Below are 26645 nucleotides of genomic sequence, written 5' to 3'. Positions count from 1 at the left end.
CGTTCAGTCCTCCGGCGGCGCGGTGGCGGCCTTGTCCTTGATCAGGTCCATGACGGCGGAGTCGGTGAGCGTCGTGACGTCTCCGAGCTCGCGGTGGTCGGCGACGTCTCGCAGCAGGCGGCGCATGATCTTGCCCGAGCGGGTCTTCGGCAGCTCGGCCACGATCATGATCTGCCGCGGCTTAGCGATCGCGCCGATCTCGGTCGCTACGTGGTTGCGCAGCGTCTTGACCAGCTCCTCGCCCTCGGCCTCCTCGGTCGGGCCGCCCCCGCGCAGGATGACGAACGCGACGATGCCCTGGCCGGTGGTCGGGTCCGTCGCTCCGACCACGGCCGCCTCGGCCACAGACGGGTGCGACACCAGCGCGGACTCGACCTCGGTGGTCGAAATGCGGTGACCGGAGATGTTCATGACGTCGTCCACGCGGCCGAGCAGCCAGAGGTCGCCGTCGTCGTCCTTCTTGGCTCCGTCGCCGGCGAAGTAGTAGCCCTGCTCGGCGAAGCGCTGCCAGTAGGTCTCCTTGAAGCGCTCGGGATCGCCCCAGATGCCACGTGTCATCGCCGGCCAGGGCTCGGTGAGTACGAGGAAGCCGCCACCGCCGTTGGGCACGGCCTTGCCCTCGTTGTCCACGACCTCGGCGCCGATCCCCGGCAGGGCCTTGGTGGCCGAACCGGGCTTGGTCTCGGTGACGCCGGGCAGCGGGCTGATCATGATCGCCCCGGTCTCGGTCTGCCACCACGTGTCGACGACCGGTGTGCGGTCACCGCCGATGTTCTTTCGGTACCAGATCCACGCTTCGGGGTTGATGGGCTCTCCGACCGAGCCGAGCAGCCGCAGCGAGGACAGGTCGTGGGCCTTGGGGATGTCCTCTCCCCACTTCATGAACGTGCGGATGGTGGTGGGCGCGGTGTAGAGGATCGAGATCTTGTTCTTCTCGATCATGTTCCACCAGCGGTGCTCGTCCGGGCTGTTGGGCACGCCCTCGTACATGAACGACGTCGCCCGGTTGGCCAGCGGCCCGTAGACGATGTAGCTGTGCCCGGTGATCCAGCCGATGTCGGCGCCGCACCAGTACAGGTCCTCGTCCGGTTTCAGGTCGAACACCGCGTGGTGCGTGTACGCGACCTGGGTCAGGTAGCCGCCCGCCGTGTGCAGAATGCCCTTCGGCTTGCCCGTGGAGCCCGATGTGTACATGACGAACAGCGGGTGCTCGGAGTCGAAGGCCTCGGGGGTGTGCTCGGTGGACTGCTTGCTGACGACGTCCTCCCACCAGACGTCACGCCCCTCGGTCCACTCGACGTCCTGCCCCGTGCGCTTGACGACCAGGACGGTGCGGACGTCGGGGCACTTCTGCAGCGCCTCGTCCACCGCCGGCTTCAGCGCCGACGGGGCGCCGCGCCGGTAGCCGCCGTCGGACGTGATCACCACGCGGGCGTCGCAGTCGATGATCCGATCGGACAGCGCGGTGGACGAGAAGCCGCCGAACACCACCGTGTGAAGGGCACCGAGCCGCGCACAGGCCAGCATCGCGATCACGGTCTCGGGGATCATCGGCATGTAGATCGCGATGCGGTCGCCGGTCTGCACGCCGAGCTCGATCAGCGCGTTGGCCGCCTTGCACACCTCATCCTTCAGCTCGGCATACGTGAGCGCGCGGGTCTCACCCGGTTCGCCCTCCCAGTGGTAGGCGACCTGATCGCCGTGGCCACTCTCGACGTGCCGGTCGACGCAGTTGTAGGCGACGTTGAGCTTCCCGCCCACGAACCATTTCGCGAACGGCGCGTCGCTCCAGTCGAGGACCTCGGTCCACTTCTCGGCCCACGACAGCCGTTCGGCCTGTTTGGCCCAGAACGCCAGCCGATCGTCGTCGGCCTCGGCGTACGCGTCGGCTTTGACGTTCGCGTTGGCCGCGAAGTCCTCCGGCGGGGAGAAGCGCCGTTCTTCATGGGACAGGTTGGACAGTGTTTCGCTCATGGACAGACCCTATTTCGCCGGACGGAAGGTCGGAAGGTTCAGCGCTTGGTGCGGCCTTCCGTCAAGGGCATCACGGGCAGCACGACCCGTTTGAACGTTGAGTTCACGACCCCGGCGAACGAGGCGTACCAGGCGAGCAGCGCGGTGATCAGGCCGAGCCATCCACCGAATTTGTACAGGCCGGTGCTGTCGGTCGCAGTGGCCGACTGGGTGAGCTTGCCGATGGCGAGGAACAGGAAGGTCAGCGTCAGGAAGACGAACACCGCCGCCACTGCCCCCGAAACGCGAAGTGACGCCACGGTCATGTACGCCGTGAAGATCGCCCACGCGAGCAGGTACACGCCGAGGGCATGATTGAAGTCGTTGCCCGCGGAACCCTTGGCATACGTGGCGACATGTTCGATGAGCCACCAGAAGGAGATCCAGAAGGCGCCGAAGGAGGCAAAGGCGGTCGCGCCGAACGTATTGCCCTTGGTGAATTCCCACATGCCGGCGAGCAGCTGAGCGAGGCCGCCGTAGGCCAGTGCCAGACCGAGGACGACGCCGTCGCCGGTCTTGATCATCCCAGAGTTGAAGACCGACAGCACGAAGGTCGTCAGAGCGAACGCGGCGAGGCCGAGGGGCCCGGGATCGGCGATGCCCGCCCCCCAACCGGTGTTGTCGGCGGCGGGTCGGGGGCTGGCCGTCGGGTCGTTCCGCGTCATTACGGCTCCTCTCGTCCGGGCGCGCGGGGGCGCGCCCTCCTTGCCGAGGTTCTTCCCGTGATGCAGGTCACGCTAAACGGCCACCATTACCGGCATCCGGACGGCCGGGCCGACCGTCAGCCGACGACCGGGTGGGTCGCCGCGAAAAGGCGGCGCAAGCCGCGCATGGTCTGCACCGCCTGCTCGCGGTCCATCCGCTGGACGGCGTACAAGGCAAGCGTCTCGTCGGCCGGAAGCACCAGCCGGGCGAACCGCACGTTGCTCGGGAACTCGACCGCCACGACGGCGTCCCACGGGATCGTGCGCCAGTTGCCGACATAGCTTCGGGTGTGGACGGCCCGGGCGTCGGCGCGCAGCCGGGGCCGCGCGGGCAGCCGCAGGCCACCCGCCACGATGGCGCCGATGACGACGGTGAACGCCTGGTCCTTCCACCCGAAGGTGGCCCCGGCGTTGTCCGTCCGCATCAGCAGCGCGACCACCACGAAGGCGGCGAAGGCGACGAGCGCCGCCGCGTTGGCGTAGCGCGCGGTTCTGATCGGCCGGGCCGTGACGACCTCCGGCGGGGTTTCACTCATCTCGTTCTCTCACAGCGAGTTCTCTCACAGTCGGCAGGCGTGGATGTCGGTGACGAGGATGGCGCGGGCGCCGACCTCCCAGAGTTCGTCCATCACCGCGTTGGTCTCGCGGCGCTTGACCATCGAGCGCACCGCCGACCATCCCGGCTTGGCGAGCGGGGACACCGTCGGTGACTCGATGCCGGGCGTCAGGGCCAAGGCCTTGTCGACGAACTCATCAGGGATGTCGTAGTCCATCAGCACGTACTGCCGGGCGATGATGACGCCCTGCAGCCGCCGGACGAGCTGCTCGACGCGGGCCGGCTGGGCGGTGCCGCGCCGCTGGACCAGCACGGCCTGACTGGTCAGCAGCGGCTCGCCGAAGATCTCCAGGCCGGCGTTGCGCAGCGTGGTGCCGGTCGAGACGACGTCGGCGATGGCGTCGGCGACCCCGAGCCGGACCGATGTCTCCACCGCGCCGTCCAGGGCGATCACCTCGGCGGCGATCCCGGCTCGCGCGAAGTAGTCGGCCAGCACGCCCGGATAGGCAGTGGCGACCCGCTTGCCGGCGAGGTCGGCGGCCGTGGCCGCGGTGCCCGGGGCGGCGGCGAAGCGGAACGTCGAGCGGGCGAAGCCGAGCGGCAGGATCGCCTCCGCATTCGCGCCCGAATCCAGAAGCAGGTCTTCGCCGGTGATGCCGACATCCAGTTGCCCGGAGCCCACATAGATCGCGATGTCGCGCGGGCGGAGGAAGAAGAACTCGGTCTCGTTCTCGTCGTCGAGCAGTACGAGTTCACGGCTGTCCGAGCGCTGGCGGTAGCCCGCCTCGACGAGCATCTGGCTGGCCGGTTCGGACAGCGAACCCTTGTTGGGAACGGCAATGCGCAGCATGGCTCTACCTGGATCTCTACCTGGAATGTGAAGGGAACGGAAGGGGACGGTCCGGCGGCATCACAGATGTCGGTAGACGTCGTCGAGGCCGATGCCCTTGCCCAGCATGATCACCTGGATCCGGTAGAGGAGCTGGCTGATCTCCTCGGCGGTGCGCTCACCGGATTCGTGCTCGGCCGCCATCCACACCTCGGCGGCCTCTTCGAGGACCTTCTTGCCCTGCTCGTGGATCCCGGCGTCGAGCGCAACAACGGTGCCCGATCCGGCGGGGCGCACCCGTTGCCGGTCGGTGAGCTCGGCGAAGAGCTGATCGAAGGTCTTCATCAGGTCTCGAGGGTACCGGCGCCGCCTCAGCGCTCGGCACGGCGCAGGCGCCACGGATGCAGGTGGCTGAACCCGCGCACCGACTCCGGGCGCCGCGACTTCAGGTGGAACCGGGAATCGCCCACCAGCTGATCGTGCATCTCACGGTCGACGAGGATCCATCCAGGACGGCTGAGCGACGTCAACCGGCTCGCGATGTTCACCGTCGACCCGTACACGTCGCCCAGCCGGCTGACCACCGGACCGTAGGCCAGGCCGGCCCGCAAGTCGGGAAGCCGGTCGTCGGCCTCGGCCCGCTCGAGCAGTTCGAGGGCGACCAGCGCGGCCTCGCCCGCGTCGTCGAGCTGGAACAGCACTTCGTCCCCGATCGTCTTCACGATCCGGCCGCCGTGGTCGCCCACGACCTCCGTGGACATCGACTCGAAGCAGTCCAGCAGCTCACGCAGTTCCATTTCGGTGGCCTTGCGGGTCAGGGACGTGAAGCCGGACATGTCCGCGAAGCCGATGCTGACCGGAGCAGTCGCCGCGCCGAACTCCTCGGGGCCCTGAGCGGCCATGCGGGCGAGGTAAGCGGCGAGCTGGCGGCGCCACGCGTAGCCCTGTAGCCGCTCGAGCCGGGGCGTCACCTCTTCGACCAGCTCGATCAACCGGTCGCCCGAGGAGAGCAGCTCCGGGTGGCGGCCGATCTCCTCGAGCAGCAGCTGGCCCTGGTAGGACGCCAGGCGCGAGAACGTCTGGCCGAACAGTCGGGCCACCGCGAGCCGCAGCAACTCGTCGGCGAACCCGTATTGCGCGAGTGTCGCCATCCCGCGCAGGGCTTCCACGTCGGCGTCGTTGAACATCACCTCGTCGTCGCCGACGGTGGGGAACCCGAGCGCGCGCCACAGCCCGCGGGCCTCGTCGCGGTCGAGACCGGCGCGTTCGGAGACCTCCGCCGGTGTGTACCGGCGTGGGCCGCCGAGGATCGCGCTCTCGACGCTTTCGAGCAGGGACGGCAGATCGATGTCGCCGGCCTGGGCCGCTTCGGCGACGTCCGGCCGGTCGGGTGGGCTCACAACGCTCAGGTGGTGTGCACGACGAGCACGTCGATCGGCGTGTGCCGGACGACGTCGAGCGGGACGGAGCCGATGATGCGCCCGGCGAGGGTGTTGAGGCCACGGTTGCCGACGACCAGCAGGTCGGCGCCGCGGTCCTTGACCACGCGTTGCAGCGTCTCGGCCGGCTTGCCCTGCACGGCTTCGGTCTCGATCTTGGTGGCGCCGGCCACCGCGGCCCGGTCACGCGCTCGGCTGACCGTGTCGTCGGCCGGGGCCGATCCGGTGACCTGATACGCGTCGTCGCCCAGGGCGTCCTGAGCCCGCGGGTCAGGGCGCTCCGGGAAGTAGGCGCACGCGATCACCAGGGTGGCGCCGGAGTCGGCGGCCAGGGCGGCCGCGCGATCAACCGCGCGGAACGAGGTCTCCGAGCCGTCCGTGCCCACGACGATCGTCCGGTATCCGCCCATCGGCCCTCATCTCTTCGACGTACTCGAGGCAACCGGTGCGATGCACCGACCCGTCAGTGACCATAGCGGCCTGTGGCCCTGGCGACCGGCCGAGCCGCCGTCCGTCAGCGGCGCGGGTAGTCCGCCAGCGTCATCGCCGTGGCGAGCGCCGCCGTGGCCGCCTCATGGCCCTTGTCCTCGGCTGAACCGGGCAGCCCGGCCCGGTCCAACGCCTGCTTCTCGTCGTCGCAGGTGAGCACGCCGAATCCGATGGGCACGCCGGTGCGCTGGGCGACGAGCGTGAGTCCGGTGGTGGCCGCGCTGCACACGTAATCGAAGTGCGGCGTGCCGCCGCGGATGACCACGCCGAGCGCCACCACCGCGTCGACATCGCGCGCCGTCACCCTCGCGGCCGCCACCGGCAGCTCGAAGACACCGGGCACTCGCAGCTCGGTGACGTCGTCGACGCCGGCATCGGCCAAGGCCCGCCGCGCGCCGTCGAGCAGCCCGTCCATGACCGTCGTGTGCCACTGGCTGGCGATCACCACAACGCGCAGACCGCCGGCGCCCTGCACTGTCAGCGCCGGCGCGCCCTCCCCGCTCACGCTCTCACTCTGTTCGAGCGTGCGGAGACGCCATGCCCGTTGTTCGCTCCGCGAGCCGCGCTCATGCCTTCTCGCCCGCGCCGAAGTCGAGGTCGTGCCCCATGCGGTCGCGCTTGGTCTCGAGGTAGCGGATGTTCTCGGGGTTGGCATGCACCGGCAGCGCCTGGCGGCCGGTGACCCGCAGTCCGTATCCCTCGAGTCCGGCCCGCTTGGCCGGATTGTTGGTCAGCAGCCGCATCGAGTGGACGCCGAGGTCGACGAGGATCTGCGCCCCGGTGCCGTAGTCGCGGGCGTCGGCCGGCAGCCCCAGTTCGAGGTTGGCGTCGAGCGTGTCCGAACCGGCGTCCTGCAGCTGATAGGCCTGCAGCTTGTGCAACAGGCCGATGCCCCGGCCTTCGTGCCCGCGCACGTAGAGCACCACGCCACGCCCCTCGCGGGCCACGGCCGCGAGGGCCGCATCCAGCTGGGGCCCGCAGTCGCAGCGCAGGGATCCGAAGACGTCGCCGGTGAGGCACTCGGAGTGGACCCGCACCAGGACGTCCTCGCCGTCGCCGATGTCGCCGAACACGAACGCCACGTGCTCGCGCTGGTCGTAGCTGGACGAGTAACCGACCGCGGTGTACTCGCCGTAGCGCAGCGGCACCCGGGCAGAGGCGACACGGGAGACGAGCTTCTCGAAGCGGCGACGGTACGCGATCAGATCGGCGATCGAGATCAGCGCGAGGTCGTGCTCGTCGGCGAACACCCGCAGCTCGTCGACACGGGCCATGCCGGCCGGGTCCTTCTCGCTGACCACCTCGCAGAGCACGCCCGCCGGATGGAGCCCGGCCAGCACCGCGAGATCGACCGCCGCCTCGGTGTGGCCGGGACGGCGCAACACGCCGCCGTCCTTCGCGCGAAGCGGAACGACGTGACCGGGACGGGAGAAGTCGGCCGCCGTCGACGAGGGATCGGCGAGCAGCTGGATGGTGTGCGCACGGTCGCTCGCGGAGATGCCGGTCGTGACGCCCTCACGGGCGTCGACGGTGACGGTGTACGCGGTGCCGCGCCGGTCCTGGTTGATGTGGAACATGGGCGGCAGGTCGAGACGGTCGGCGTCGGCCTCGGTCACCGGCACGCAGATGTAGCCGGAGGTGTAGCGCACCATGAAGGCGATCAGCTCAGGAGTGGCGAGCTCGGCGGCGAAGATCAGGTCGCCTTCGTTCTCGCGGTCCTCGTCGTCGATGACGACGACGGCCTTGCCCGACTTGATGTCGGTGATGGCCCGCTCGACCGTGTCGAGACGGATCGTGCTCATCGCGTCGCCTCCAGGAGGCGGCCGACGTATTTCGCGAGGACGTCCACCTCGAGGTTGACCGGGTCGCCGGCCGCCCGGGCGCCGAGCGTTGTCGCCCGGAGTGTTTCCGGAATCAGTCCGACCTCGAACCAGTCCGGCCCGACGGCGGCCACGGTGAGGGATACGCCGTCGACCGCGATGGAGCCCTTCTCGGCGACGAACCGGGCCAGCTCGACCGGCAGGCCGAAGCGCACGGACTCCCAGGCATCCCCGGGCGTGCGGGACACAACGACCCCGGTGCCGTCGACGTGGCCTTGGACGACGTGGCCGTCGAGGCGCGCGTCGGCGCGGACCGCCCGTTCGAGGTTGACCCGGTCGCCGACCGAGAGGGCGCCGATGACCGACCGCTTGAGCGTCTCGCCCATGACGTCGAACTCGATCGCCGTCAGCTCCCCCGGCTGCCACCCGACGATGGTCAGGCAAACGCCGCTGACCGCGATCGAGGCGCCGTGGACGAGATCGTCGACGATGCGCTGGGCTTTGACGGTCAGCACGGCGGAGTCGCCACGGTGCTCGATGGCGGCGACCTCGCCGACCTCTTCGATGATCCCGGTGAACACCTGCGCCTACTCCCCTGCCCTTGCCTCGGCCCAACGCGGCCGGCCGACCACCTTGATGTCGTCGCCGAGACGGATGACCGACTCGATCTCCAACGTCGCGGCGTCGGTGAGTGTTCCGATCCCGGCGTCGCCGAGCGCCGCCGGGCCGGAGCCGAGCAGCATCGGCGCGAGGTAGGCGATCACCTCGTCGACGCAGCGTGCCTCTATGAACGCCCCTGCCAGCGTAGGGCCGCCCTCCAAAAGCACGTGCCGCACGCCGCGGTCATACAGGGCCTTCAACGCGAATTGGGGCGCCGCTGTGTCGAGGACCACTGTCTCGGCGGCGGCGTCGAGGATTCGCGCCTCGTCGGGGACGCGGTGCCGCCGGTCGAGCACGACACGCAGCGGTTGGTGCTGCGTGGCCCGGTCCCCGTCCCGCACGGTGAGCTGCGGATCGTCGGCGAGGACCGTGCCGCTCCCGACGAGAATCGCGTCGACCAGCGCCCGCAGGTTGTGCACGTCGGCTCTGGACGCGGCCGACGAGATCCACTGCGAGGTGAGGTCAGCTGCGGCCACCCGGCCGTCCAGCGTCGCCGCGAACTTCCAGGTGACGTACGGACGTCCGGTACGGACCGAGTGCAGCCAGGGCCGCAGCGCTCCGCTCGCCGCGGCATGGCCCTCCACGTCGGCGATCACCTCGACGCCGGCGTCGCGCAGCCGGGCCGCGCCGCCGGCGGCTTCGGGGTTGGGGTCTTCGACGGCATAGATCACCTTCGCGACACCCGCCTCGATGAGGGCGTCGGCGCACGGCCCGGTGCGGCCGGTGTGCGCACAGGGTTCGAGGGTGACGACCGCCGTGCCGCCGCGTGCCGATGCGCCCGCCTCCTCGAGGGCCACCACCTCGGCATGCGGGCCGCCGGCCGGTCGCGTCGCGCCCTCGCCGGCGAGGTGGCCGGACGTGTCGAGGATCACCGCGCCCACGGCCGGATTCGGGCTGGTGCGGCCGCGGACCGTTTCGGCCAGCGCCAACGCGCGATGCATGGCCGCCTGCTCTGCCTCGGTGACCTCCATCAGACCGACATCGACCCGCGCGCCTGGCGCCGCAGCCCCTCGACCGCCCGGCCCGGGTCGTCGGCCCCGAACACCGCCGACCCGGCGACGAACACGTCGGCTCCCGCCTCCGCCGCGGCCTCGATCGTGTCGCCGCCGATGCCTCCGTCCACCTCGATGAACAGCCGCAGATGGCCGGCGCGGACCTCCTTGCGGGCGAGCCGGACCTTGGGCAGGACCTCGGCCATGAACTCCTGGCCACCGAAGCCGGGCTCCACCGTCATCACGAGCAGCGTGTCGAACTCCCGCAACACCTCGAGGTAGGGCTCCAGGGGCGTGCCCGGCTTCACCGACAGTCCGGCGAGGGCGCCGGCTGCCCGGATCGCCCGCGCGGTGGCGACGGCGTCGGCGGCAGCCTCGACGTGGAACGTCACGTTCGCGGCGCCAGCCTCGGCGTAGCCGGGCGCCCATCGATCGGGGTCGTCGATCATGAGGTGACAGTCCAGGGGCAGATCGGTGGCACGGTGCAGGCTCTTGACCACGGGCAGCCCGATGGTCAGGTTCGGCACGAAGTGGGCATCCATGACGTCGACGTGCAACCAGTCGGCACCGGACACGGCGTCGGCCGCCTCGGCCAGCCGGGCGAAATCGGCCGACAGGATGCTCGGCGCGATCATCGGCTCGGCCGACCCCGGGGACATCACGGCTCCAGCCTAAGGGCGCCGCCACCGAGCGCCGGGACAGGCCGCTACCTGCGCCCTGCCGTGATCGCGTCCACGGCGGCGCCGGTGTCAGTGAGGTCGGCGAGCACCACGTCGGCACCGGCGGCCCGCAGCGCAGGCTCCCCGGTCCATCCCGTGGCCACCGCAACGACCCGTGCACCTGCCGCCTTCGCGGTGGCGACGTCGAGCACCGTGTCGCCGATCAGCACGGTGTCGACGCCGGAGAACCGATGGGAGAGATGTTTCGCGGCCCGCCGCCACGCGTGACGCGGGAGGTCGATCCGGTCCAGTGCGTCCCCGCCGAAGGCGCCCACCCGCAGGTCGAGGTGGCGGCTCAGGCCGAAGACATCCGCCTTGAGGACGGCGAGCGGACGGAGGTTGCCGGTGAGCACCGACTGGTGCACGCCGGGGACGGCGGCGCAGGCGACCAGCGCCTCACGAGCGCCGGGCAGCACCCGTCCATCCCGGCGCATGTCGTCGGCGCGGGCATGCAGTTCCTCGACGATCAGGGATACGAACGCATGGAGCATGCTCGGCGACGGCTCGACGGCATGCGCCCGCAGCACCTCGGTCGCCGCCGCCAGTTCGGTCCGCCCGTCGAACCGCCACGGCTGCGTGAGTGGCCGGCCGGTCGCTCGCAAGAACGCCGCCGAGTAGGCGTGGCGAGTGGACGAGCCGATCTCGATGAGCGTCTGGTCCATGTCCCACAGGACCAACGACGGCTCGGGCGCGCGCACCGTTGGATCGTGCCGTCGCACCGGTTGCCGGGCCCAGGACCATTCCCGGCATCGTGGCTGGGCCGGCGGGCGACGCGTTAGGTCACGGCGGGCGCGGGTGTCGAGGCCGGCGCCGGCGGCGGTGCCGGCGCCGCTTCGGTCAGCTCGAGGTCCTCGTCGTCGAACTCACGCGTCTCGGTGCGGCGACCGAGGAAGACGCACGAAACTCCGAGCGGAAGGCTGAGCAGCATGGGCAGGGTGGTGAACACATGGTGCTTCACCTCGTCGCCGATTCCTTGGGTGAGCAGGATGAACCAGAACTCACCCACTGCCGCCAAGACCGCGAACACCACCAGCTTGCCCATGGCCCGGTTCGCTGACCGGATGTAACCGACGTTGCGCAGCCACAGACCGGACAACAGGGCCAACAACAACAGCACTCCGAAGAGGAAGGGCTTCGCGCGGGCCGGCGCGAGCAGGTAGTAGTAGAAGCAGCTGCGGCATTCCCGCTTGAGCGCCGGTTCGCCGCTGCTCTTGAGGTAGTTGCCGATGTATCCGGGTCGCCACTGCCCGAGCGCTCGGGTGCCGTCTTCGGTGAGCGCGATGAGCCGCCCGGGATGGGTCGCGATGAATTTGAGGACGGTCACCTCGGTGACGTCGCGGTTGAACTTGAGCAGTCGCGGGTCGACAGCGGCCCCGTGGGGGTCGACCATCGTCGTGCCGGTCGCGTAGGCCAGAGCCGGATCGGCACCCATGGACCGGAGGTCGCCCGCCGGGTCGTGACCGGCCGGGAGAAGGGTCATGAAGACCATCTCGTAGGCGTTGAGTTCGGAGTACACCTTCCGGTTGCCGCTGGCTGAGATGTAGCCGGCCGAGGCGCTCACCAGCAGGACGCAGGCGGTGATGCTGCGCCAGTTGGCCACGGCCGCCTTCCAACGGCTGCGCGGGTGCAGCACCTTGGCGATGGGGCTTCGCCGCGTCCACAGCAGGGCCAACGCCATGGCCGGCAGGTAGCCCAACCCCTGCGGCTTCGCGGTGACGATGACGAAGCTGAGGCCGACCACGAGGGCGAGCCGCGGCCACGTCACTCGTGGCGCCCGCCAGTACCAGAGGAGCGCCGGCAGGAGCAGCGCGAAGGCGGTCCACGCCGTCGGTTCGGCATAGGGGCTGATGAAGTAGACGGCGATGACGCTCTCGGCGTAGACGAGCCCGATGCCGATCGCCGTCAGCAGGCCGATCGCGAGGTTGCCAGGGATCAATGCGAACGTCAGGCCGACGGCGAGCCCGATCAACAACGCGTAGAAGATCCCGAGCGCGCGCAGGTCGAGCGCCCCGGACATGCCGAAGAGGTGCGTCAGCTGCTGGCCGAGCCAGATCACGGCCTCGTGGGACGAGGCGTACTTCGTCTCGTCGCCGCGGTAGGTGCCGCAGAGCTCGCCGTACCAGGTGTGCATGTGGTACTTCGGGGTGACCCAGAAACCCGTGCTGGCGAAGTCGGGCGGTCCGACGAGTTCGAGCCCGCGCTGGCACATGTAGCGGTGGCCGTCCGTTTCGTCGGCCAGGCCGACCGTGCTGGGCACGAACAGCCGGACGAGCATGAACGCGGTCCAGAAGAGGCCGAGGGCGACCGCGATGACGGCTCGCGTCCGTGACGACGGGCGCGATCCGCCGATCCGCTTGGCCTTGGCCCACGCACGATTGCGTCGATCGACGAGCGTGCTCATCACGTCAGCTCCGGGTCGAGCGAACCGGTACGGAGAGGTGAGCCGATCCGGCAACCGACGTTGTGGTGCGTCGGCCAGTCCTGCATCAGCGGCGGGTCGACGATCACACGCAAGCCGGCCGGCAACGTCCTCCTGTGGAGCAGCGCCAGCGCCTCCCGGGTACACGGCTTACGACCGAGCCGCATCGATGTCTCATCCGATGGGAACGCCACCTGACTGGCGGGGAACGGGCTGAGCGGCTCGAGGACCTCCTCGGTGTGCGGACGGTCGCAGGGCAGGTACTCGGTCAGGTCTCTCGAACACAGCCGGATGGCCGCACTCGCTTTCGTCGCCCAGCTACCGGCAAGGGGGAACGTGAAGGTCGCTCGCCCGGGGCCTTGGTGGTAGTACGGCTCGGCGATACAGCGGGCGGTACGCAAACCTTGGCGCCATTCCGGCGCGGACGGAAACCGAATGTCGACCCGCAGGTTGTACTCGAAGCCGTTCAGGGTCTTTCCGATGTACTTCTTCACCCGTTCGTAGTCGCACAGGTGCGAGTACCCCGAGAGCATTTCCGGGGTCGGGCGGTTGTGCTGCTGGGCCACGATCCCGGTGAGCTGCACCGTCCAGACGATCTCGCCCGTGTGCGGACTCGTGCACGGCACCGGCGGAGTCAGTTCGGCGCTCGCCAGCTCCTGCTCGAAGATGTCCTGGTCGTTGTGGCAGGTGCCCGGCACGTCCTTCGCCGTCGAGATCCCCGGGCGCAGGTGCTTGGAGTCGCGGACGAAGGTGGCGCCGACCGACAGGGCCAGCGCGAGCAGGACGAGGCAGATTCCGCCGACGTCGCGGGCAACCGTCCGAAACACGCCGGGTGGCGGCTTGAACGACATGCATTTACCCCCGCCGGTCAGCTGGCACGCCTGCCACTGTGCGCATGCAACGCATCGTAAGCTGCCGGTCGCCGGTCTGCTGATCGAACACGGGCGCAATCAATGCGCCCGGATGAGCGCGCAGAACATCGCGTCGGTGCCGTGCCGGTGGGGCCAGAGCTGCACGGTGGGCCCGCGGCCCAGGTGCTCGACAGCGGCGAACAGCGGCCGCGCGTCGACGAGGTCGCCCCCCGCCACGATGTCGCGCGTCTCCACGGGATGCGGTGAGCAGGTCACGTAGGCCACGATCCCCCCGGGCCGGGTGAGGCGCAGAGCCGCGGCCAGCAGGTCGCGCTGCAGGGACGCCAGCTCGGCGACGTCGGCGGCCTGCCGCCGCCAGCGGGCCTCCGGCCGTCGACGCAGCGCACCGAGCCCGGTGCAAGGAGCGTCGAGCAGCAGGCGGTCGTACCCGCCGTCGCGGATCTCCCGGGCGTCGCCGACCCGGACGTCGACCGACCAGGGAGCGGTGACCTGGCGGACCAGCTCGGCGCGGTGCTCGCGGATCTCGTTCGCGGTGAGCCGTGCACCACGCTCGGCGGCCAGCGCGGCGAGCAGCGCCGCTTTCCCGCCCGGTCCGGCGCACAGATCGAGCCAGCGCTCGTCCGGTCCGTCGAGCGGCGCGGCCGCCAGGGCCAGGGCGCAGAGCTGGCTGCCCTCGTCCTGCACTCCGGCTCGGCGGTCGCGGATGGCGCCGAGATCGGCCGGGTCGCCGCCCGACATGCGAACGGCGTAGGGCGAGTAGGGCCCGGGCGATCCGCCGCTGTCGGCGGCCAGCGCGTCCCGTTCGATCCGGCCCGGCCAGGCCACCAGGTGCGTGCGGGGCCGTTCGTTGTCGGCCTCGAGCGCCTGCTGGGCCTCGCCCAGGTCCTCGCCCAGGGCGGCGGCGAAGGCGGCGACGATCCACTCCGGATGCGCGGTACGCACCGACAGCGTCCGGGTCGGCGAGGCGCCGCGCGTCAGTTCGGTCACCCACTCGTCCCAATCCCGCTGGGCGACCCGGCGCAGGACGGCGTTCACGAAACCGGCCGCCCGCGCGGAGCCGGCCGAGTGTGCGAGGTCGACCGTCGTCGCGACGGCGGCGTGCATCGGCACCCGAGTACGCAGCGCCTGGTAGGTGCCGAGTCGAAGCAGATCGAGCACGGCCGGTTCGACGTCGGCCAGGACGCGGTCGACGCAGTGACCGATGATCTCGTCGAGGGTGCCCCGTGCCCGCAGCGTGCCGTAGGCCAGCTCTGTGGTCAGCGCCGCGTCGCGCCCGACGAGACGGTGCCGGTCGATGAGCCGAGGCAGCGTCAGGTTGGCGTAGGCGTCGTGCGCGGTGACCGTCCGCAGCAGTTCATAGGCGGCGACGCGAGCCGGGTCGGCGGGTGCGCGGCGGGGCGCAGGTGGGCGGCGGGGCGACCGGTCAGACAAGGCGTTCGCCGTCGGGGATGCGGGCACCGCGGGCCCAGTCCGCGCCCGGCATCGGTCGCTTGCCCGGCGGCTGGACGCTGCCCAGCTCGACGTCGATGCTGGCCGTGCCGACCGCCACGCCTGAGCGGCGGACCCCCAGTTGACCCGGCGCCAGCTCGTTGGTCCCACGCAGCCGGACGGGCCCGAGCTTGATCCGCTCGTCGCGAAAGGTCGTCCACGCGCCGGGAGCCGGCGTGCACGCCCGGATCAGCCGGTCGATGTGCCGGCCGGGCGCCTCCCAGCCGACGCGGGCGTCGTCGACGCCGATCTTGGGTGCGATGGAGACGCCGTCGGTGCTCTGTGGGACGGCGACGAGGCTGCCGTCGGCGATCCCGTCCATGGTGGCCGCCATCAGCCCGGCACCACTGAGGGACAGCCGCTCGAGCAGGGTCCCCGCGGTGTCGTCGGACCGGATCGTCTCGGTCACGACGCCGTAGACAGGACCGGTGTCGAGGCCCGCCTCGATGAGGAACGTCGATGCGCCGGTCACCTCGTCACCGCGCAGCAGCGCGTGCTGGACGGGCGCCGCGCCACGCCACGCGGGAAGCAACGAGAAGTGCAGGTTCACCCAGCCGTGTCGCGCAACGGCGAGCGCAGCCGGCGGCAGAAGTGCGCCGTAGGCGACGACGGGGCAGCAGTCGACGGCCAGGGCGGACAGGTCGGCGAGGAACTCGGGTTCGGACGGCCGCCGCGGAGTGAGCACCGCGATCCCGGCGTCGGTCGCCAGTTCGGCCACCGGTGACGCGACGGTGTGTCGCCCACGGCCGGCCGGTGCCGGCGGCCGGGTGATGACGGCGACCACTTCGTGTCGCGGCGATTCGAGCAGTGCTCGCAACGTCGGGACGGCGGCGGCCGGCGTCCCCGCGAAGGCGAGCCTCATGGACGAAGCGACGGGTGCGGGCTGACCTTGATGGTCGGGTTGGCCAGGTCGGCCCAGGGCTCGTCGCGGATGGCTTTCATCGCCGCCTTGCGGATCTCGGGATCGAGCCGGTCGACGAACAGGACACCGTCGAGATGGTCGGTCTCGTGCTGGATGCAGCGCGCCAGCATCTCGGTGCCCTCGATGGTGATGGGGTCGCCGTACTGGTTCTGCCCGTGCGCGACGACGTTGGCCCGCCGCCGGCAGTCGAAGGTGAGTCCGGGGATCGAGAGGCAGCCTTCCGGACCGTCCTGTTCCTCGTCGTCCGGGAAATGCAGTACCGGGTTGACCAGGTGCCCGGACATGGACTCGTGGACGTGGAAGGTGAACACCCGCAGCCCCACGCCGATCTGCGGCGCCGCCAATCCCTGCCCGGGCGCGTCGAGCATCGTCTGGGCCAGGTCCGCCACGAGCGTGCGCAACTCCTTGTCGAAGTCGACCACGGGCTCGGCGGGAGTGCGCAGCACAGGATCGCCGAAGAGGCGGATCGGCTGAACGGTCACGGGGATTGAGTCTAACGATTCCCCGATTGGCACGCGTCCCGGCAGATAGTTAGGATGGCTAACGAAAGGTAGGGAGCTGTGCGCAATTCCGAAGCCCACGACCGACGGGTCGCGTTGTCCGTCACCACCGTCGGCGTCCTGGCCGCCACCCTGAACTCGTCCATTCTGCTGATCTCGCTGCCCGCGATCTTCCGCGGTCTCGGATTGAACCCGCTCGCCCCGGAGAACATCTCCTACTTGCTCTGGATGTTGATGGGCTTCCTGCTCGTCACCGCGGTGCTGGTGGTCACCTTCGGCCGGTTGGGCGACCAATACGGCCGGGCCAAGCTGTTCAACCTCGGGTTCCTCATCTTCGCGATTGCGTCGATCGGCTGTGCTCTTGTGCCCAACAACGGGGGCGCGGGGGCGGTGGAGATCATCGTGCTGCGCGTCGTGCAGGGCGTCGGCGGCGCGATGGTGATGGCCAACTCCACCGCGATCATCACCGACGCGTTCCCGCCCGAGCGGCGCGGCTTCGCGCTCGGTGTCAACCAGGTGTCGGCCCTCGCCGGCTCGTTCCTGGGCCTGATCATCGGCGGTGTGCTCTCGGAATGGCACTGGCGAGCCGTGTTCTGGGTGAGCGTGCCGGTCGGTGTCTGGGGCACGTGGATGGGCTACCGGACGCTCCACGACAAGCCGCGCGCGCCGGGCCGCCGGGTGACGATCGACTGGTGGGGCAACCTCACCTTCGGCGTGGGGCTGATCGCGGTGCTGATTGCGATCACCTACGGCCTGCAGCCCTACGGCGGCCACACGATGGGCTGGACGTCGCCCACGGTGCTGACCGGCCTCGTCGGCGGTGTCATTCTGCTGGTCGTCTTCGGGATCATCGAGACCAAGGTCGTGGACCCGATGATCGACATGCGGCTGTTCAAGGTGCGGGCCTTCGCTGCCGGGCAGGCGGTGAACCTGCTCGCGGCCATGTCCCGCGGCGGTCTGCAGTTCATGCTCATCATCTGGCTGCAGGGCATCTGGCTGCCGCTGCACGGCTACAACTTCGCCGACACGCCGCTGTGGGCCGGCATCTACATGCTGCCGCTGACGATCGGCTTCCTCGTCGCCGGTCCGGCTTCCGGTGCGGTGTCCGACCGGTTCGGCGCCCGAGCCTTCGCGACGGGCGGGCTGCTGTTGACCGCGCTGACCTTCCTCGGCCTCATCGCCCTGCCGGCCGACTTCGACTACGTGCTGTTCGCCGGCCTGCTCGCGCTGAACGGCATCGGCATGGGGCTGATGGCCGCCCCTAACTCCGCGGCAATCATGAACGCCGTGCCGGCCGCGCAGCGCGGCGCGGCCTCAGGTATCCGGGCGACCGGCATGAACGCCGGCATGGTGCTGTCGATGGGCGGCTTCTTCACCCTGATGGCGATCGGGCTCTCCAGCCGCCTGCCGCAGGCGCTCACGTCCGGCCTCACCCACGCCGGAGTCTCCCCGCACGCCGCCGACGCGGCTTCGCACGTCTCCCCCGTCGGCACGCTGTTCGCCGCCTTTCTCGGCGACAACCCGGTCAAGGAACTCGTCCCGAACCCTGGGGCCGGCGCCGACACGGCCAAGATCTACGGGCAGACGTTCTTCCCGCACCTCATCGCGGATCCCTTCCGGCACGGCCTGCTGATCGCGTTCACGGCCTCGATCGTGATGTTGCTGCTGGCCGCCGGCGCGTCGCTGATGCGGGGCGAGCGCTTCGTCCACGCCGACGCGGGCGCGCCCGCCCATCACGTCTCGGTGGCCGAGGCGACCGCCCGCGAGGGTGACGCCCTCGCCGTCCCAGCGGTGCTCGGCGAGGACGTTGCCTACGACGACGCGATCTCCGGGCGGCCCCCCTCGCGCTGAGGCGACGGGTCAGCCGAGCTCTTGCGGGTCGAGCTCGATGCGCACGGGCTCGGCCGACCGGCGGGCCGACCGGCCGGCGGCCGCCGTCTTGAGCTGGTGCGCGAGCTCGGCGCCGTGCCCGCGGGACACGCGGACGAGCACCCGTTCGGTGTCGGCGTCGACCGGGACCGGGCCCACCACCTGCGCCCCGCCGGGCAGCCGGGCCGCGGCGAGCAACTCGGCGACCGCCGCGGGGGACCCGGTGAGCGATGCCATGCGGGTCGCCGGCGGGAAGCCGAGCTCGGCCCGTTCCGCCAGCTCGCGCGCCGCCGCCCCGGCCGGGTCCCACCGGACGAGGGCCTGCACGGTGGGGATCGCCGCATCGGCACCGACCACGACCGTCCCGCCCGGCCGGACGAGCGCGGCGGCGTTCGCCCACCGGCGCAGCGTCTCTTCCGCTGCTCGCAGATCGGGCCGCGACAGCAGGGCCCAGCCGTCGAGCAGCAGGGCGGCGCCGTAACCGTCGCGGCACAACGGCTCGGCGCCGGGCGTGGCCACGACGACCGCTGCCTCAGCCGGCACTTCGGCGAGCACGCGGTCGCCACCCGAGGTCCGCACCGGCACGCCCGGGAAGGCGCGGCCCAGCTCCTCGGCCGTGCGGCCCGAACCAACGACGACGGCGCGCAACCGCCGCTCGCCACAGACGGGACACGTCCACTCACTCGCCGGGCGCCCGCACCACCGGCAGGCGGGGGCACCCCGTTGCGCGCCGGCCGCGAGCGGGCCGTTGCAGACCCGGCACCGGGCTGGCGTGCGGTCACGCGCGCAGGCCAGCGACGGGACGTAGCCGCCACGGGGAACCTGCACGAGGACGGGTCGGCCGAGCTGCAGCGCATCGCGAGTCGTGCGCCAAGCGAGGCTCGGCAACCGGGCGGCGGCTGCGGCGGGGTCGCGAGCGATCTCGACGTCGTCGGCGACCGGCCGTACCACCGGCGCGGCCGCGCGCAGGACCGTCCGCTCGGCCGCTATCTCGTGCGCCCAGCCCGACTCGACGAGCAGCTGGGCCTCGGCCGTGCGGGCGTAGCCGCCGACCAACAGCGCCGCTCCGGTCTGCGCCGAGCGCAGCGCCAGCACGTCGCGGGTGTTCGGATACGGGGCGCGGGGCTCGGCGTGGAGGTCGTCGCCGTCGTCCCAGACGACCACGAGTCCTATGTCCGCGACCGGGGCGTAGGCAGCGGCGCGCGTCCCGATGACCACCCGCACGTCCCCTCGGCGGACGGACAGCCAGCGCCGGTACCGCTCGGCCGGGCCGAGGTCCGCGGTCAAGGTGGCGTGCCGGCCGTCCCCGAGGACAACCCTCAAGGCGGCATCGAGACGGTCGAGATCGCGCGCGTCGGGCACGACGACGACCGCACCCCGGGCGGCGTCCACGGCGAGTCGGACGGCCTCGGCCAGGCGGGCCGGCCAGTCCTCCCCCGGCAGCGCGGACCACACCGCGCGGGCCGGTCGGCGGTCGCCGACCGCGGCCAGGAAGGCGGCGCCGGCGCGGTAGCGGTGCAACCCGATCTCGGTCGGCCCAGCCGGCAACTCGCTGACCGGCCGGCGTGGCGAGGACTCGGCCGCGGCGTGGCGGGCGGGGACGCCGAGGCGGACGACATCGACGAAGTTGCCGGCCCAGCGGTCGGCCACCGCCCGGAACAGCGCCGTGGTCTCGGCGCTCAGCACCGCTTCGCTGCCGACCGCCCGCTCGACGTAGGCCAGGGGACCTTCGTGATCGGTGTCGGTCCCGCGCTCGAGGACGTAGGCGTCGACCAGCCGGCCGGCGAAGCGCACGCGCACCCGCGACCCGGCCTGCACGTCGCCGTCGAGGGTGGTGGAGACCTGGTAGTCGAACGGCCGGTCGAGGTGCGGAAGCGGGACGTCGACCATCAGCCGCGCGACAGGATCGACCGCCGCCGGCTCCCGCCCGGCCTTGGGCTGGACGGGACGCCGACTGGTCACGGCCGATTCCTACCAGTCAGCGCAGACCGTTTCGCTGGAAGCGGGGAAAAAACAGCAGGCGAGAAAGGCTGGGACGCCTTACAGCAGTGAATCCCGGAGAGGCGGATCAGCCGTTGGCGAGTTTCGCCAACTGCTCGGCGCGGTCGGTGCGCTCCCAGGTGAAGTCGGGCAGCTCGCGGCCGAAGTGACCGTAAGCCGCCGTCTGGGCGTAGATCGGCCGCTTGAGGTCGAGGTCGCGGATGATCGCGGCCGGGCGGAGGTCGAAGACCTGGGTTATCGCGTCGGTGATCTTGTCGATACCCACGGTCTCGGTGCCGAACGTCTCGACGAACAGGCCCACCGGCTCGGCCTTGCCGATGGCGTACGCGACCTGCACCTCGCAGCGTGAGGCCAGCTTCGCCGCGACCACGTTCTTGGCGACCCACCGCATGGCGTAGGCGGCCGAGCGGTCGACCTTCGACGGGTCCTTGCCGGAGAAGGCGCCGCCGCCGTGGCGGGCCATGCCGCCGTAGGTGTCGACGATGATCTTGCGGCCGGTCAGGCCGGCGTCGCCCATGGGGCCGCCGATGACGAAGCGGCCGGTGGGGTTGACCAGCAGGCGGTACCCCGCGGTGTCGATGTCGAGCGCCTCGATCACCGGGCGGACGACGTGCTCCTCGATGTCGGGCTTGAGCAGCGTGTCGAGGTCGATGTCCTCCGCGTGCTGGCTGGAGACGACGACGGTGTCGAGGCGGGTCGCCTTGCCGTCGACGTACTCGATGGTGACCTGGGTCTTGCCGTCGGGGCGCAGGTAGGGGACGGTGCCGTTCTTGCGCACCTCGGTCAGCTTCTCGGCGAGGCGGTGGGCCAGCCAGATCGGCAGCGGCATCAGCTCGGCGGTCTCGTCGCTGGCGTAGCCGAACATCAGGCCCTGGTCGCCGGCGCCCTGGGAGGCGATGTCGTCCTCGCTGCCCTCGACGCGTTCCTCGTAGGCGTGATCGACGCCCTGGGCGATGTCGGGCGACTGGCTGCCGATCGAGATGCTGACGCCGCACGACTCGCCGTCGAAGCCCTTGCGCGAGGAGTCGTAGCCGATGGCGAGGATCCGCTCGCGGACCAGGGCGGGGATGTCTGCATACGCCGAGGTGGTGACCTCGCCGGCGACGTGCACCTGTCCTGTCATGATCAGGGTCTCGACGGCGACACGGCTCTGCGGGTCTTCCGCGAGGAGGGCGTCCAGAATCGAATCGCTGATCTGGTCGGCGATCTTGTCCGGGTGTCCCTCAGTGACGGATTCGGACGTGAACAGGCGGCGGCTCACAAAGCACTCCCGGTAATTAAGTCCATGAGTTGGGTTCGGGGAAGTCTAGCTGGCCGAGTTCCGGCCGTTGGCAGCGAGCCTCGCCGACACCGCGTCCCATAGTGCCGCGGCGAGCACCGCCTTCGGGCCGAGCTCCACAGAGGTCTCCGAGCCGTCCGAGCCGAGGATCACGCCGGCATTGTCGGACTGGCCGAACGCCTTGCCCGGGCCGACGGCGTTGACGACGAGAAGATCGCAGCCCTTGGCCGCCAGCTTGGCCCGGCCGTGGTCGAGAACGGTGGCGGTGCTGTCCCCCGTCTCGGCGGCGAAGCCGACAAGCAGGCGCCCCGGCCGTGCGGCCCGGACGAGATCGGCGAGCACGTCGGGGTTCTCCTGCAGCGCGATCGGTGCGGGCACGCCACCGGATTTCTTGATCTTGTGGTCGACCGTGTCGGAAGGCCGGAAATCGGCGACGGCGGCATTCATCACCACGACGTCGGCGTCCTCGGCCGCCTTTTCGACCGCGTCGCGCAGCTCGACGGCGCTGCCGGCGCGCACGACGTCGGCGCCCGCCGGGTCGGGGAGGTCGACGTTGGCGGCTACGAGCGTGACCCGCGCGCCACGAGCAGCGGCGACCGCAGCGATGGCGTACCCCTGGCGGCCCGACGACGCGTTGCCCAGGAACCGCACGGGGTCGAGCGGTTCCCGGGTGCCCCCGGCGCTGACGACGACGTGCCGACCGGCGAGGTCGAAGGGCAGGGCGGCGGGGCGGCGCAGCAACAGTTCGGCGAGTTGGGCGATCTCGGCCGGTTCGGGGAGCCGGCCCTTCCCGGTATCGGTGCCGGTCAGTCGCCCGCTCGCCGGCTCCAGGACGACCGAACCGCGGCGGCGCAGGGTGGCGATGTTGTCGACGGTGGCCGGGTGGTCCCACATTTCGGTGTGCATTGCCGGGACGAACAGCACCGGGCACCGGGCGGTCAGCAGGGTGTTGGTGAGCAGGTCGTCGGCCAGCCCGTGGGCAGCCTTGGCCAGCAGGTCAGCGGTGGCCGGCGCCACCACGACGAGTTCGGCCTGCCGCCCCAGCTGGACGTGCGGCACGTCCTCGGCCGCCGTCCAGACGTCCGCGGCGACGGGGCGGTGGGAGAGCGCGGCCCAGGTCGCGGCACCCACGAAGTTCAGTGCGGACGCGGTCGGCACGACCTGGACGTCGTGGCCGACCTCGGTCAGTTTGCGCAGCAGATCCGCCGCCTTGTAGGCGGCGATCCCCCCGGCAACGCCGAGGACGACTTTGCTCACGGCGCCATTGTGGGTTACGCCGGGGCGCCTTCGCTCGGCTTGAACTCGATGAGATCGGTGTTGATCTCGCGGAGCGCGATCGACAGCGCCTTCTCCTGCGGCGCCGTCTCGACCAGCGGGCCGACGTACTCGAGCAGACCCTCACCGAGCTGGCTGTAGTAGGCGTTGATCTGCCGCGCACGCTTGGCGGCGATGATGACGAGCGCGTACTTGGACTGAGCCCGCTCCAGCAGCTCGTCGATCGGCGGGTTGGTGATGCCTTCGGCAGTGGAGACGGACTCGGACACGGCGGCGCACACTCGGTTCTCTAGACGACTTCGGTCTTGGATGTCCGCCGGGCGGCCCCGAAACTGGTTTCGGACGGTGCTGGCACAGTGCTGGCCCAACGATCCGGCAGACTCCTACCCGGTCAGTCTAGCAATTCCGCCCTCGGAACCGGGCAGGTACGCGCCTACCGGCCGTGACCAGTCGCACACCGCTGTGATCCGGATGTGGCGCATTGGCTAGATTGCCCGGAAACCCTCGCAGGCAGCGCGGCGGTCGCCGCGCGCCCTGCGCTGTCCGGCGAGCCCGTCCGGTGCCCGCGGGGGGCCGCCCGGTCGAGAAGGGAGTGCACGGTGCGCATCGGAGTGATCCGCGAGTCCAAGCCCGGGGAGACCCGGGTCGCCGCCACCCCCAAGACGGTCGAGCAGCTTCGGTCCCTTGGCTACGAGGTGACGGTCGAGACCGGCGCCGGCAACGCGTCGAGCTTCGTCGACGACGCCTACGCCGCCGCCGGCGCCACCGTCGGCTCGGCCGCGGACGTGTGGAGCGCCGACATCATCTTCGAGGTCAACGCGCCGTCGGACGACGAGATCGCCCGCATCGCCGACGGCTCGACCCTCATCAGCCTCCTGTCCCCCGGCCTGAACCCGGAACTGGTCGACAAGCTCGCCGGCCGGCCGATCACTGCCATGGCCATGGACGCCGTCCCGCGCATCTCCCGCGCCCAGTCGCTCGACGTGCTCAGTTCGATGGCCAACATCGCCGGGTACCGCGCCGTCATCGAGGCGGCGCACGTGTTCGGCCGGTTCTTCACCGGCCAGGTGACCGCGGCGGGCAAGGTGCCACCGGCCAAGGTGCTGGTCGCCGGCGCCGGGGTTGCCGGGCTGGCCGCCATCGGCGCCGCGAGCAGCCTGGGTGCGATCGTGCGGGCGACCGACCCGCGGCCGGAGGTCGCGGACCAGGTCCGTTCGCTCGGCGGCGAGTTCTTGGCCGTCGAAGTGGAGACCGAGGTGAGCAGCGACGGCTATGCCAAGGCGACTTCAGAGGACTACGACCGCCGGGCCGCGGAGATCTACTCCGAGCAGGCCGCCGACGTCGACATCATCATCACGACCGCGCTCATCCCCGGTCGACCGGCGCCGAAGCTGATCACCGCTGACGACGTCGCGAAGATGAAGCAGGGCAGCGTCATCGTCGACATGGCGACCGGGCAGGGCGGCAACGTCGCCGGCTCGCGCGAGGGCGAGGTCGTCGTCACCGACAACGGGGTGACGATCATCGGCTACACGGATCTGCCGGGCCGGCTGCCGGCCCAGGCCTCTCAGCTCTACGGCACGAACCTGGTCAACCTGATGAAGCTGCTGACGCCCGGTAAGGACGGCCAGCTCGTGCTCGACCTAGACGACGTCGTCCAGCGCGGCGTCACCGTCGTCCACAACGGCGAGAAGCTGTGGCCGCCGCCGCCGGTGCAGGTGTCCGCGGCGCCGGCCGCCAAACCGGTCGCCGACCGGCCGACCCAGAAGGAGAAGCAGCCGCTGTCGGCGGCCGGCAAGTTCGCCGTCGTCGGCACCGGCATCGTCGTGTTGTGGCTGATCACCGCGTTCGCGCCCGCGCCACTCCCCGAGCATTTCACCGTGCTGATGCTCGCGGTGGTCATCGGGTACTACGTGATCGGCAAGGTCCACCACGCGCTGCACACCCCACTCATGTCGATCACCAACGCCATCTCCGGAATCATCGTCGTCGGCGCTCTAGTGCAGATCGGCGAGTTCGACGACACGGTGATCCGGGTGCTGTCCTTCGTCGCGATCTTGCTCGCGTCCATCAACGTCTTCGGTGGTTTCGCCGTGACCCGACGCATGCTCAGCATGTTCTCCAAGGGCTGATCGCCGATGACTGCACACTCTGTCGCCGGGGCCGCGTACATCGTCGCGGCCCTCCTGTTCATCCTCAGCCTGGCCGGGCTGTCGAAGCACGAGACGGCCAAGCAAGGAATCGTCTACGGCATCGCCGGGATGGCGATCGCCCTGGCCGCCACGGTCGGCGAGGTCGTCGACAACGCCCAGGGCACGGCCATCGCGCTGCTGTTCGTCGCGATTGTGATCGGTGCGCTCATCGGTCTGTGGCGTGCGCGGATCGTCGCGATGACCGGGATGCCCGAGCTCATCGCCCTGCTGCACAGCTTCGTCGGTCTCGCCGCCGTCCTCGTCGGCTGGAGCGGGTATTACAGCGTCGAACACAAGTCGGGGCAGACAGAGTTCGCCGGCTCCCTGCTGCGCATCCACCACGCCGAGGTCTTCATCGGGATCTTCATCGGCGCCGTGACGTTCACCGGGTCGATCGTGGCCAACCTGAAGTTGTCGGCGCGGATCAAGTCGGCGCCGCTGATGCTGCCGGGCAAGAACTACATCAACCTCGGAGCCCTCGCGGCCTTCGGTGTCCTGACCGCGTTCTTCACCCACTCCCCCAACCTGCCGCTGCTGATAGCCGTCACAGTCGTCGCGCTCGCGCTCGGATGGCACCTGGTGGCGTCGATCGGCGGCGGCGACATGCCGGTCGTCGTGTCGATGCTGAACAGCTACTCGGGCTGGGCCGCCGCAGCGTCGGGCTTCCTGCTCGACAACAACCTGTTGATCGTCACCGGCGCGCTGGTCGGCTCGTCCGGTGCATACCTGTCCTACATCATGTGCCAGGCGATGAATCGGTCGTTCATCTCCGTCATCGCCGGCGGCTTCGGCATCGAGGCGAAGGGCGACGACGACACCGACTACGGCGACTACCGCGAGATCAACGCCGAGGATGCCGCCGACCTGCTCAAGGACGCATCGTCGGTGATCATCACGCCGGGCTACGGCATGGCGGTGGCGCAGGCGCAATACCCCGTGGCCGACCTGACCCGCAAGCTGCGCGAGCGCGGCGTGAACGTCCGCTTCGGCATCCACCCGGTGGCCGGTCGGCTGCCCGGGCACATGAACGTCCTGCTGGCCGAAGCCAAGGTACCCTACGACATCGTCCTCGAGATGGACGAGATCAACGACGACTTCCCCGACACGTCGGTCGTGCTGGTCATCGGCGCGAACGACACCGTCAACCCCGCGGCCGCGGAGGACCCGACCAGCCCCATCGCCGGCATGCCTGTGCTGCAGGTGTGGGAGGCGCACAACGTCATCGTCTTCAAGCGCTCGATGGCGGCCGGCTACGCGGGCGTGCAGAACCCGCTGTTCTTCCGCGAGAACAGCCAGATGCTCTTCGGCGACGCGAAGGACCGCGTCGAGGGCATCCTGCGCGCGCTGTAAGGCTCACATTCTTCCGACTTGTCCGCGCGTCGCCACGTCATGATGTGGCTTAGCGCGGACAAGTCGAGAGGGAGACAGGTCATTCCTCGGCGATCAGCGCGGCCAGCTCGCGGGCGGCCTGCTCCACGTCGTTGTTCACGATGACCTCGTCGAACTCCTGCTCGGCGGCCAGCTCGACCTGGGCTCGCTCGAGGCGGGCGACCACGGCACCGGCCGACTCGGTGCCGCGGCCGGACAGCCGCTGCACAAGGACGTCC

The 26645-nt window shown here is 70.5% G+C and carries 25 protein-coding genes and 1 pseudogene; 3 read left to right on the top strand and 23 right to left on the bottom strand.

Annotated elements, in window-relative coordinates:
- Positions 1-3 precede the first annotated feature (3 nt).
- From acs to def, 18 genes are all read right to left on the bottom strand, one after another.
- Positions 4-1974, bottom strand: coding sequence for an acetate--CoA ligase (gene acs / locus ABR571_RS03020; protein ID WP_409451707.1), 1971 nt, complete (start codon positions 1972-1974; stop codon positions 4-6).
- A gap of 38 nt (positions 1975-2012) precedes the next feature.
- Positions 2013-2678 carry an acetate uptake transporter gene (locus ABR571_RS03015; RefSeq protein WP_409451706.1) on the bottom strand — a complete coding sequence of 222 codons (666 nt, stop codon included), beginning with the start codon at positions 2676-2678 and terminating at the stop codon, positions 2013-2015.
- Positions 2679-2794: 116 nt separating this feature from the next.
- The gene (locus ABR571_RS03010; protein ID WP_409451705.1) at positions 2795-3253 is read right to left on the bottom strand and encodes a PH domain-containing protein; all 459 of its coding nucleotides are present in this window, start codon (positions 3251-3253) and stop codon (positions 2795-2797) included.
- Between the two features lie 24 nt (positions 3254-3277).
- Entirely contained in the window at positions 3278-4123 is an 846-nt protein-coding gene (gene hisG, locus ABR571_RS03005; RefSeq protein WP_409451704.1) for an ATP phosphoribosyltransferase, read from the bottom strand.
- Positions 4124-4183: 60 nt separating this feature from the next.
- Positions 4184-4447 (bottom strand): phosphoribosyl-ATP diphosphatase, encoded by a 264-nt coding sequence (locus ABR571_RS03000; RefSeq protein WP_409451703.1) that lies wholly within the window; start codon positions 4445-4447, stop codon positions 4184-4186.
- 26 nt (positions 4448-4473) lie between these two features.
- The gene (locus ABR571_RS02995; protein WP_409451702.1) at positions 4474-5502 is read right to left on the bottom strand and encodes an adenylate/guanylate cyclase domain-containing protein; all 1029 of its coding nucleotides are present in this window, start codon (positions 5500-5502) and stop codon (positions 4474-4476) included.
- A 5-nt stretch (positions 5503-5507) separates the two neighbouring features.
- A complete protein-coding gene (locus ABR571_RS02990; RefSeq protein ID WP_409451701.1) occupies positions 5508-5951 on the bottom strand; it encodes a universal stress protein in 444 nt (147 codons plus the stop codon).
- 104 nt (positions 5952-6055) lie between these two features.
- Positions 6056-6535 carry a 6,7-dimethyl-8-ribityllumazine synthase gene (gene ribH / locus ABR571_RS02985; RefSeq protein ID WP_409451700.1) on the bottom strand — a complete coding sequence of 160 codons (480 nt, stop codon included), beginning with the start codon at positions 6533-6535 and terminating at the stop codon, positions 6056-6058.
- A gap of 61 nt (positions 6536-6596) precedes the next feature.
- Complete coding sequence (locus ABR571_RS02980) at positions 6597-7832, bottom strand: bifunctional 3,4-dihydroxy-2-butanone-4-phosphate synthase/GTP cyclohydrolase II (RefSeq protein ID WP_409451699.1); 1236 nt, start codon at positions 7830-7832, stop codon at positions 6597-6599.
- Positions 7829-8431: a riboflavin synthase gene (locus ABR571_RS02975; RefSeq protein ID WP_409451698.1), complete on the bottom strand. Its 603-nt coding sequence runs from the start codon at positions 8429-8431 to the stop codon at positions 7829-7831. Before ABR571_RS02975 ends, ABR571_RS02980 begins: the two co-directional genes overlap by 4 nt.
- Before the next feature lie 6 nt (positions 8432-8437).
- Positions 8438-9481 (bottom strand): bifunctional diaminohydroxyphosphoribosylaminopyrimidine deaminase/5-amino-6-(5-phosphoribosylamino)uracil reductase RibD, encoded by a 1044-nt coding sequence (ribD, locus tag ABR571_RS02970; protein ID WP_409451697.1) that lies wholly within the window; start codon positions 9479-9481, stop codon positions 8438-8440.
- Positions 9481-10161 (bottom strand): ribulose-phosphate 3-epimerase, encoded by a 681-nt coding sequence (gene rpe, locus ABR571_RS02965; protein WP_409451777.1) that lies wholly within the window; start codon positions 10159-10161, stop codon positions 9481-9483. Before rpe ends, ribD begins: the two co-directional genes overlap by 1 nt.
- 47 nt (positions 10162-10208) lie before the next feature.
- Positions 10209-10919: an HAD family hydrolase gene (locus tag ABR571_RS02960; protein WP_409451696.1), complete on the bottom strand. Its 711-nt coding sequence runs from the start codon at positions 10917-10919 to the stop codon at positions 10209-10211.
- 77 nt (positions 10920-10996) lie between these two features.
- Positions 10997-12622 (bottom strand): hypothetical protein, encoded by a 1626-nt coding sequence (locus tag ABR571_RS02955; RefSeq protein ID WP_409451695.1) that lies wholly within the window; start codon positions 12620-12622, stop codon positions 10997-10999.
- Positions 12622-13491 carry a septum formation family protein gene (locus ABR571_RS02950; protein ID WP_409451694.1) on the bottom strand — a complete coding sequence of 290 codons (870 nt, stop codon included), beginning with the start codon at positions 13489-13491 and terminating at the stop codon, positions 12622-12624. Before ABR571_RS02950 ends, ABR571_RS02955 begins: the two co-directional genes overlap by 1 nt.
- Positions 13492-13590: 99 nt before the next feature.
- Positions 13591-14943, bottom strand: coding sequence for an RsmB/NOP family class I SAM-dependent RNA methyltransferase (locus ABR571_RS02945; protein ID WP_409451693.1), 1353 nt, complete (start codon positions 14941-14943; stop codon positions 13591-13593).
- Positions 14936-15862 carry a methionyl-tRNA formyltransferase gene (locus ABR571_RS02940; RefSeq protein WP_409451692.1) on the bottom strand — a complete coding sequence of 309 codons (927 nt, stop codon included), beginning with the start codon at positions 15860-15862 and terminating at the stop codon, positions 14936-14938. Before ABR571_RS02940 ends, ABR571_RS02945 begins: the two co-directional genes overlap by 8 nt.
- Positions 15859-16404: a peptide deformylase gene (gene def, locus ABR571_RS02935; RefSeq protein ID WP_409451691.1), complete on the bottom strand. Its 546-nt coding sequence runs from the start codon at positions 16402-16404 to the stop codon at positions 15859-15861. The genes ABR571_RS02940 and def overlap by 4 nt, the downstream gene beginning before the upstream one ends.
- Positions 16405-16482: 78 nt before the next feature.
- On the opposite strand from def, the gene ABR571_RS02930 reads away from it, so the two are divergent.
- Positions 16483-18273 carry an MFS transporter gene (locus tag ABR571_RS02930; protein ID WP_409451690.1) on the top strand — a complete coding sequence of 597 codons (1791 nt, stop codon included), beginning with the start codon at positions 16483-16485 and terminating at the stop codon, positions 18271-18273.
- Between the two features lie 9 nt (positions 18274-18282).
- Here the strand turns inward: ABR571_RS02930 and ABR571_RS02925 are convergent, their stop codons facing one another.
- From ABR571_RS02925 to rpoZ, 4 genes are all read right to left on the bottom strand, one after another.
- Positions 18283-20181 (bottom strand): primosomal protein N', encoded by a 1899-nt coding sequence (locus tag ABR571_RS02925; RefSeq protein WP_409451776.1) that lies wholly within the window; start codon positions 20179-20181, stop codon positions 18283-18285.
- A gap of 178 nt (positions 20182-20359) precedes the next feature.
- The gene (gene metK / locus ABR571_RS02920) at positions 20360-21553 is read right to left on the bottom strand and encodes a methionine adenosyltransferase (protein WP_409451689.1); all 1194 of its coding nucleotides are present in this window, start codon (positions 21551-21553) and stop codon (positions 20360-20362) included.
- Between the two features lie 45 nt (positions 21554-21598).
- Positions 21599-22828, bottom strand: a complete 1230-nt coding sequence (gene coaBC / locus ABR571_RS02915; protein WP_409451688.1) for a bifunctional phosphopantothenoylcysteine decarboxylase/phosphopantothenate--cysteine ligase CoaBC — start codon at positions 22826-22828, stop codon at positions 21599-21601.
- Between the two features lie 14 nt (positions 22829-22842).
- Positions 22843-23115 (bottom strand): DNA-directed RNA polymerase subunit omega, encoded by a 273-nt coding sequence (rpoZ, locus tag ABR571_RS02910; RefSeq protein WP_409451687.1) that lies wholly within the window; start codon positions 23113-23115, stop codon positions 22843-22845.
- A gap of 330 nt (positions 23116-23445) precedes the next feature.
- Here rpoZ and ABR571_RS02905 point away from each other — a divergent pair, with 330 nt between their 5' ends.
- Entirely contained in the window at positions 23446-24978 is a 1533-nt protein-coding gene (locus ABR571_RS02905) for a Re/Si-specific NAD(P)(+) transhydrogenase subunit alpha (RefSeq protein WP_409451686.1), read from the top strand.
- Positions 24979-24984: 6 nt separating this feature from the next.
- The gene (gene pntB / locus ABR571_RS02900) at positions 24985-26388 is read left to right on the top strand and encodes a Re/Si-specific NAD(P)(+) transhydrogenase subunit beta (protein WP_409451685.1); all 1404 of its coding nucleotides are present in this window, start codon (positions 24985-24987) and stop codon (positions 26386-26388) included.
- A gap of 79 nt (positions 26389-26467) precedes the next feature.
- Here the strand turns inward: pntB and ABR571_RS02895 are convergent.
- Positions 26468-26645, bottom strand: a pseudogene (locus ABR571_RS02895) (guanylate kinase); the annotation flags it as partial.

The sequence above is a fragment of the Jatrophihabitans sp. genome (assembly GCF_046262535.1).
Taxonomy (GTDB): Bacteria; Actinomycetota; Actinomycetes; order Mycobacteriales; family Jatrophihabitantaceae; genus Jatrophihabitans.
The sequence above is the reverse complement of the archived record's forward strand: the minus strand, read 5'-3'. Positions and strand labels throughout refer to the sequence as shown.

What these genes read in the sequence shown, in the direction of transcription:
- acs (WP_409451707.1), bottom strand. Translation starts at nt 1,974, where the DNA reads ATGAGCGAAACACTGTCCAACCTGTCCCATGAAGAACGGCGCTTCTCC.
- ABR571_RS03015 (WP_409451706.1), bottom strand. Translation starts at nt 2,678, where the DNA reads ATGACGCGGAACGACCCGACGGCCAGCCCCCGACCCGCCGCCGACAAC.
- ABR571_RS03010 (WP_409451705.1), bottom strand. Translation starts at nt 3,253, where the DNA reads ATGAGTGAAACCCCGCCGGAGGTCGTCACGGCCCGGCCGATCAGAACC.
- hisG (WP_409451704.1), bottom strand. Translation starts at nt 4,123, where the DNA reads ATGCTGCGCATTGCCGTTCCCAACAAGGGTTCGCTGTCCGAACCGGCC.
- ABR571_RS03000 (WP_409451703.1), bottom strand. Translation starts at nt 4,447, where the DNA reads ATGAAGACCTTCGATCAGCTCTTCGCCGAGCTCACCGACCGGCAACGG.
- ABR571_RS02990 (WP_409451701.1), bottom strand. Translation starts at nt 5,951, where the DNA reads ATGGGCGGATACCGGACGATCGTCGTGGGCACGGACGGCTCGGAGACC.
- ABR571_RS02980 (WP_409451699.1), bottom strand. Translation starts at nt 7,832, where the DNA reads ATGAGCACGATCCGTCTCGACACGGTCGAGCGGGCCATCACCGACATC.
- ribD (WP_409451697.1), bottom strand. Translation starts at nt 9,481, where the DNA reads ATGGAGGTCACCGAGGCAGAGCAGGCGGCCATGCATCGCGCGTTGGCG.
- rpe (WP_409451777.1), bottom strand. Translation starts at nt 10,161, where the DNA reads ATGTCCCCGGGGTCGGCCGAGCCGATGATCGCGCCGAGCATCCTGTCG.
- ABR571_RS02955 (WP_409451695.1), bottom strand. Translation starts at nt 12,622, where the DNA reads ATGAGCACGCTCGTCGATCGACGCAATCGTGCGTGGGCCAAGGCCAAG.
- ABR571_RS02950 (WP_409451694.1), bottom strand. Translation starts at nt 13,491, where the DNA reads ATGTCGTTCAAGCCGCCACCCGGCGTGTTTCGGACGGTTGCCCGCGAC.
- ABR571_RS02940 (WP_409451692.1), bottom strand. Translation starts at nt 15,862, where the DNA reads ATGAGGCTCGCCTTCGCGGGGACGCCGGCCGCCGCCGTCCCGACGTTG.
- ABR571_RS02925 (WP_409451776.1), bottom strand. Translation starts at nt 20,181, where the DNA reads ATGGTCGACGTCCCGCTTCCGCACCTCGACCGGCCGTTCGACTACCAG.
- pntB (WP_409451685.1), top strand. Translation starts at nt 24,985, where the DNA reads ATGACTGCACACTCTGTCGCCGGGGCCGCGTACATCGTCGCGGCCCTC.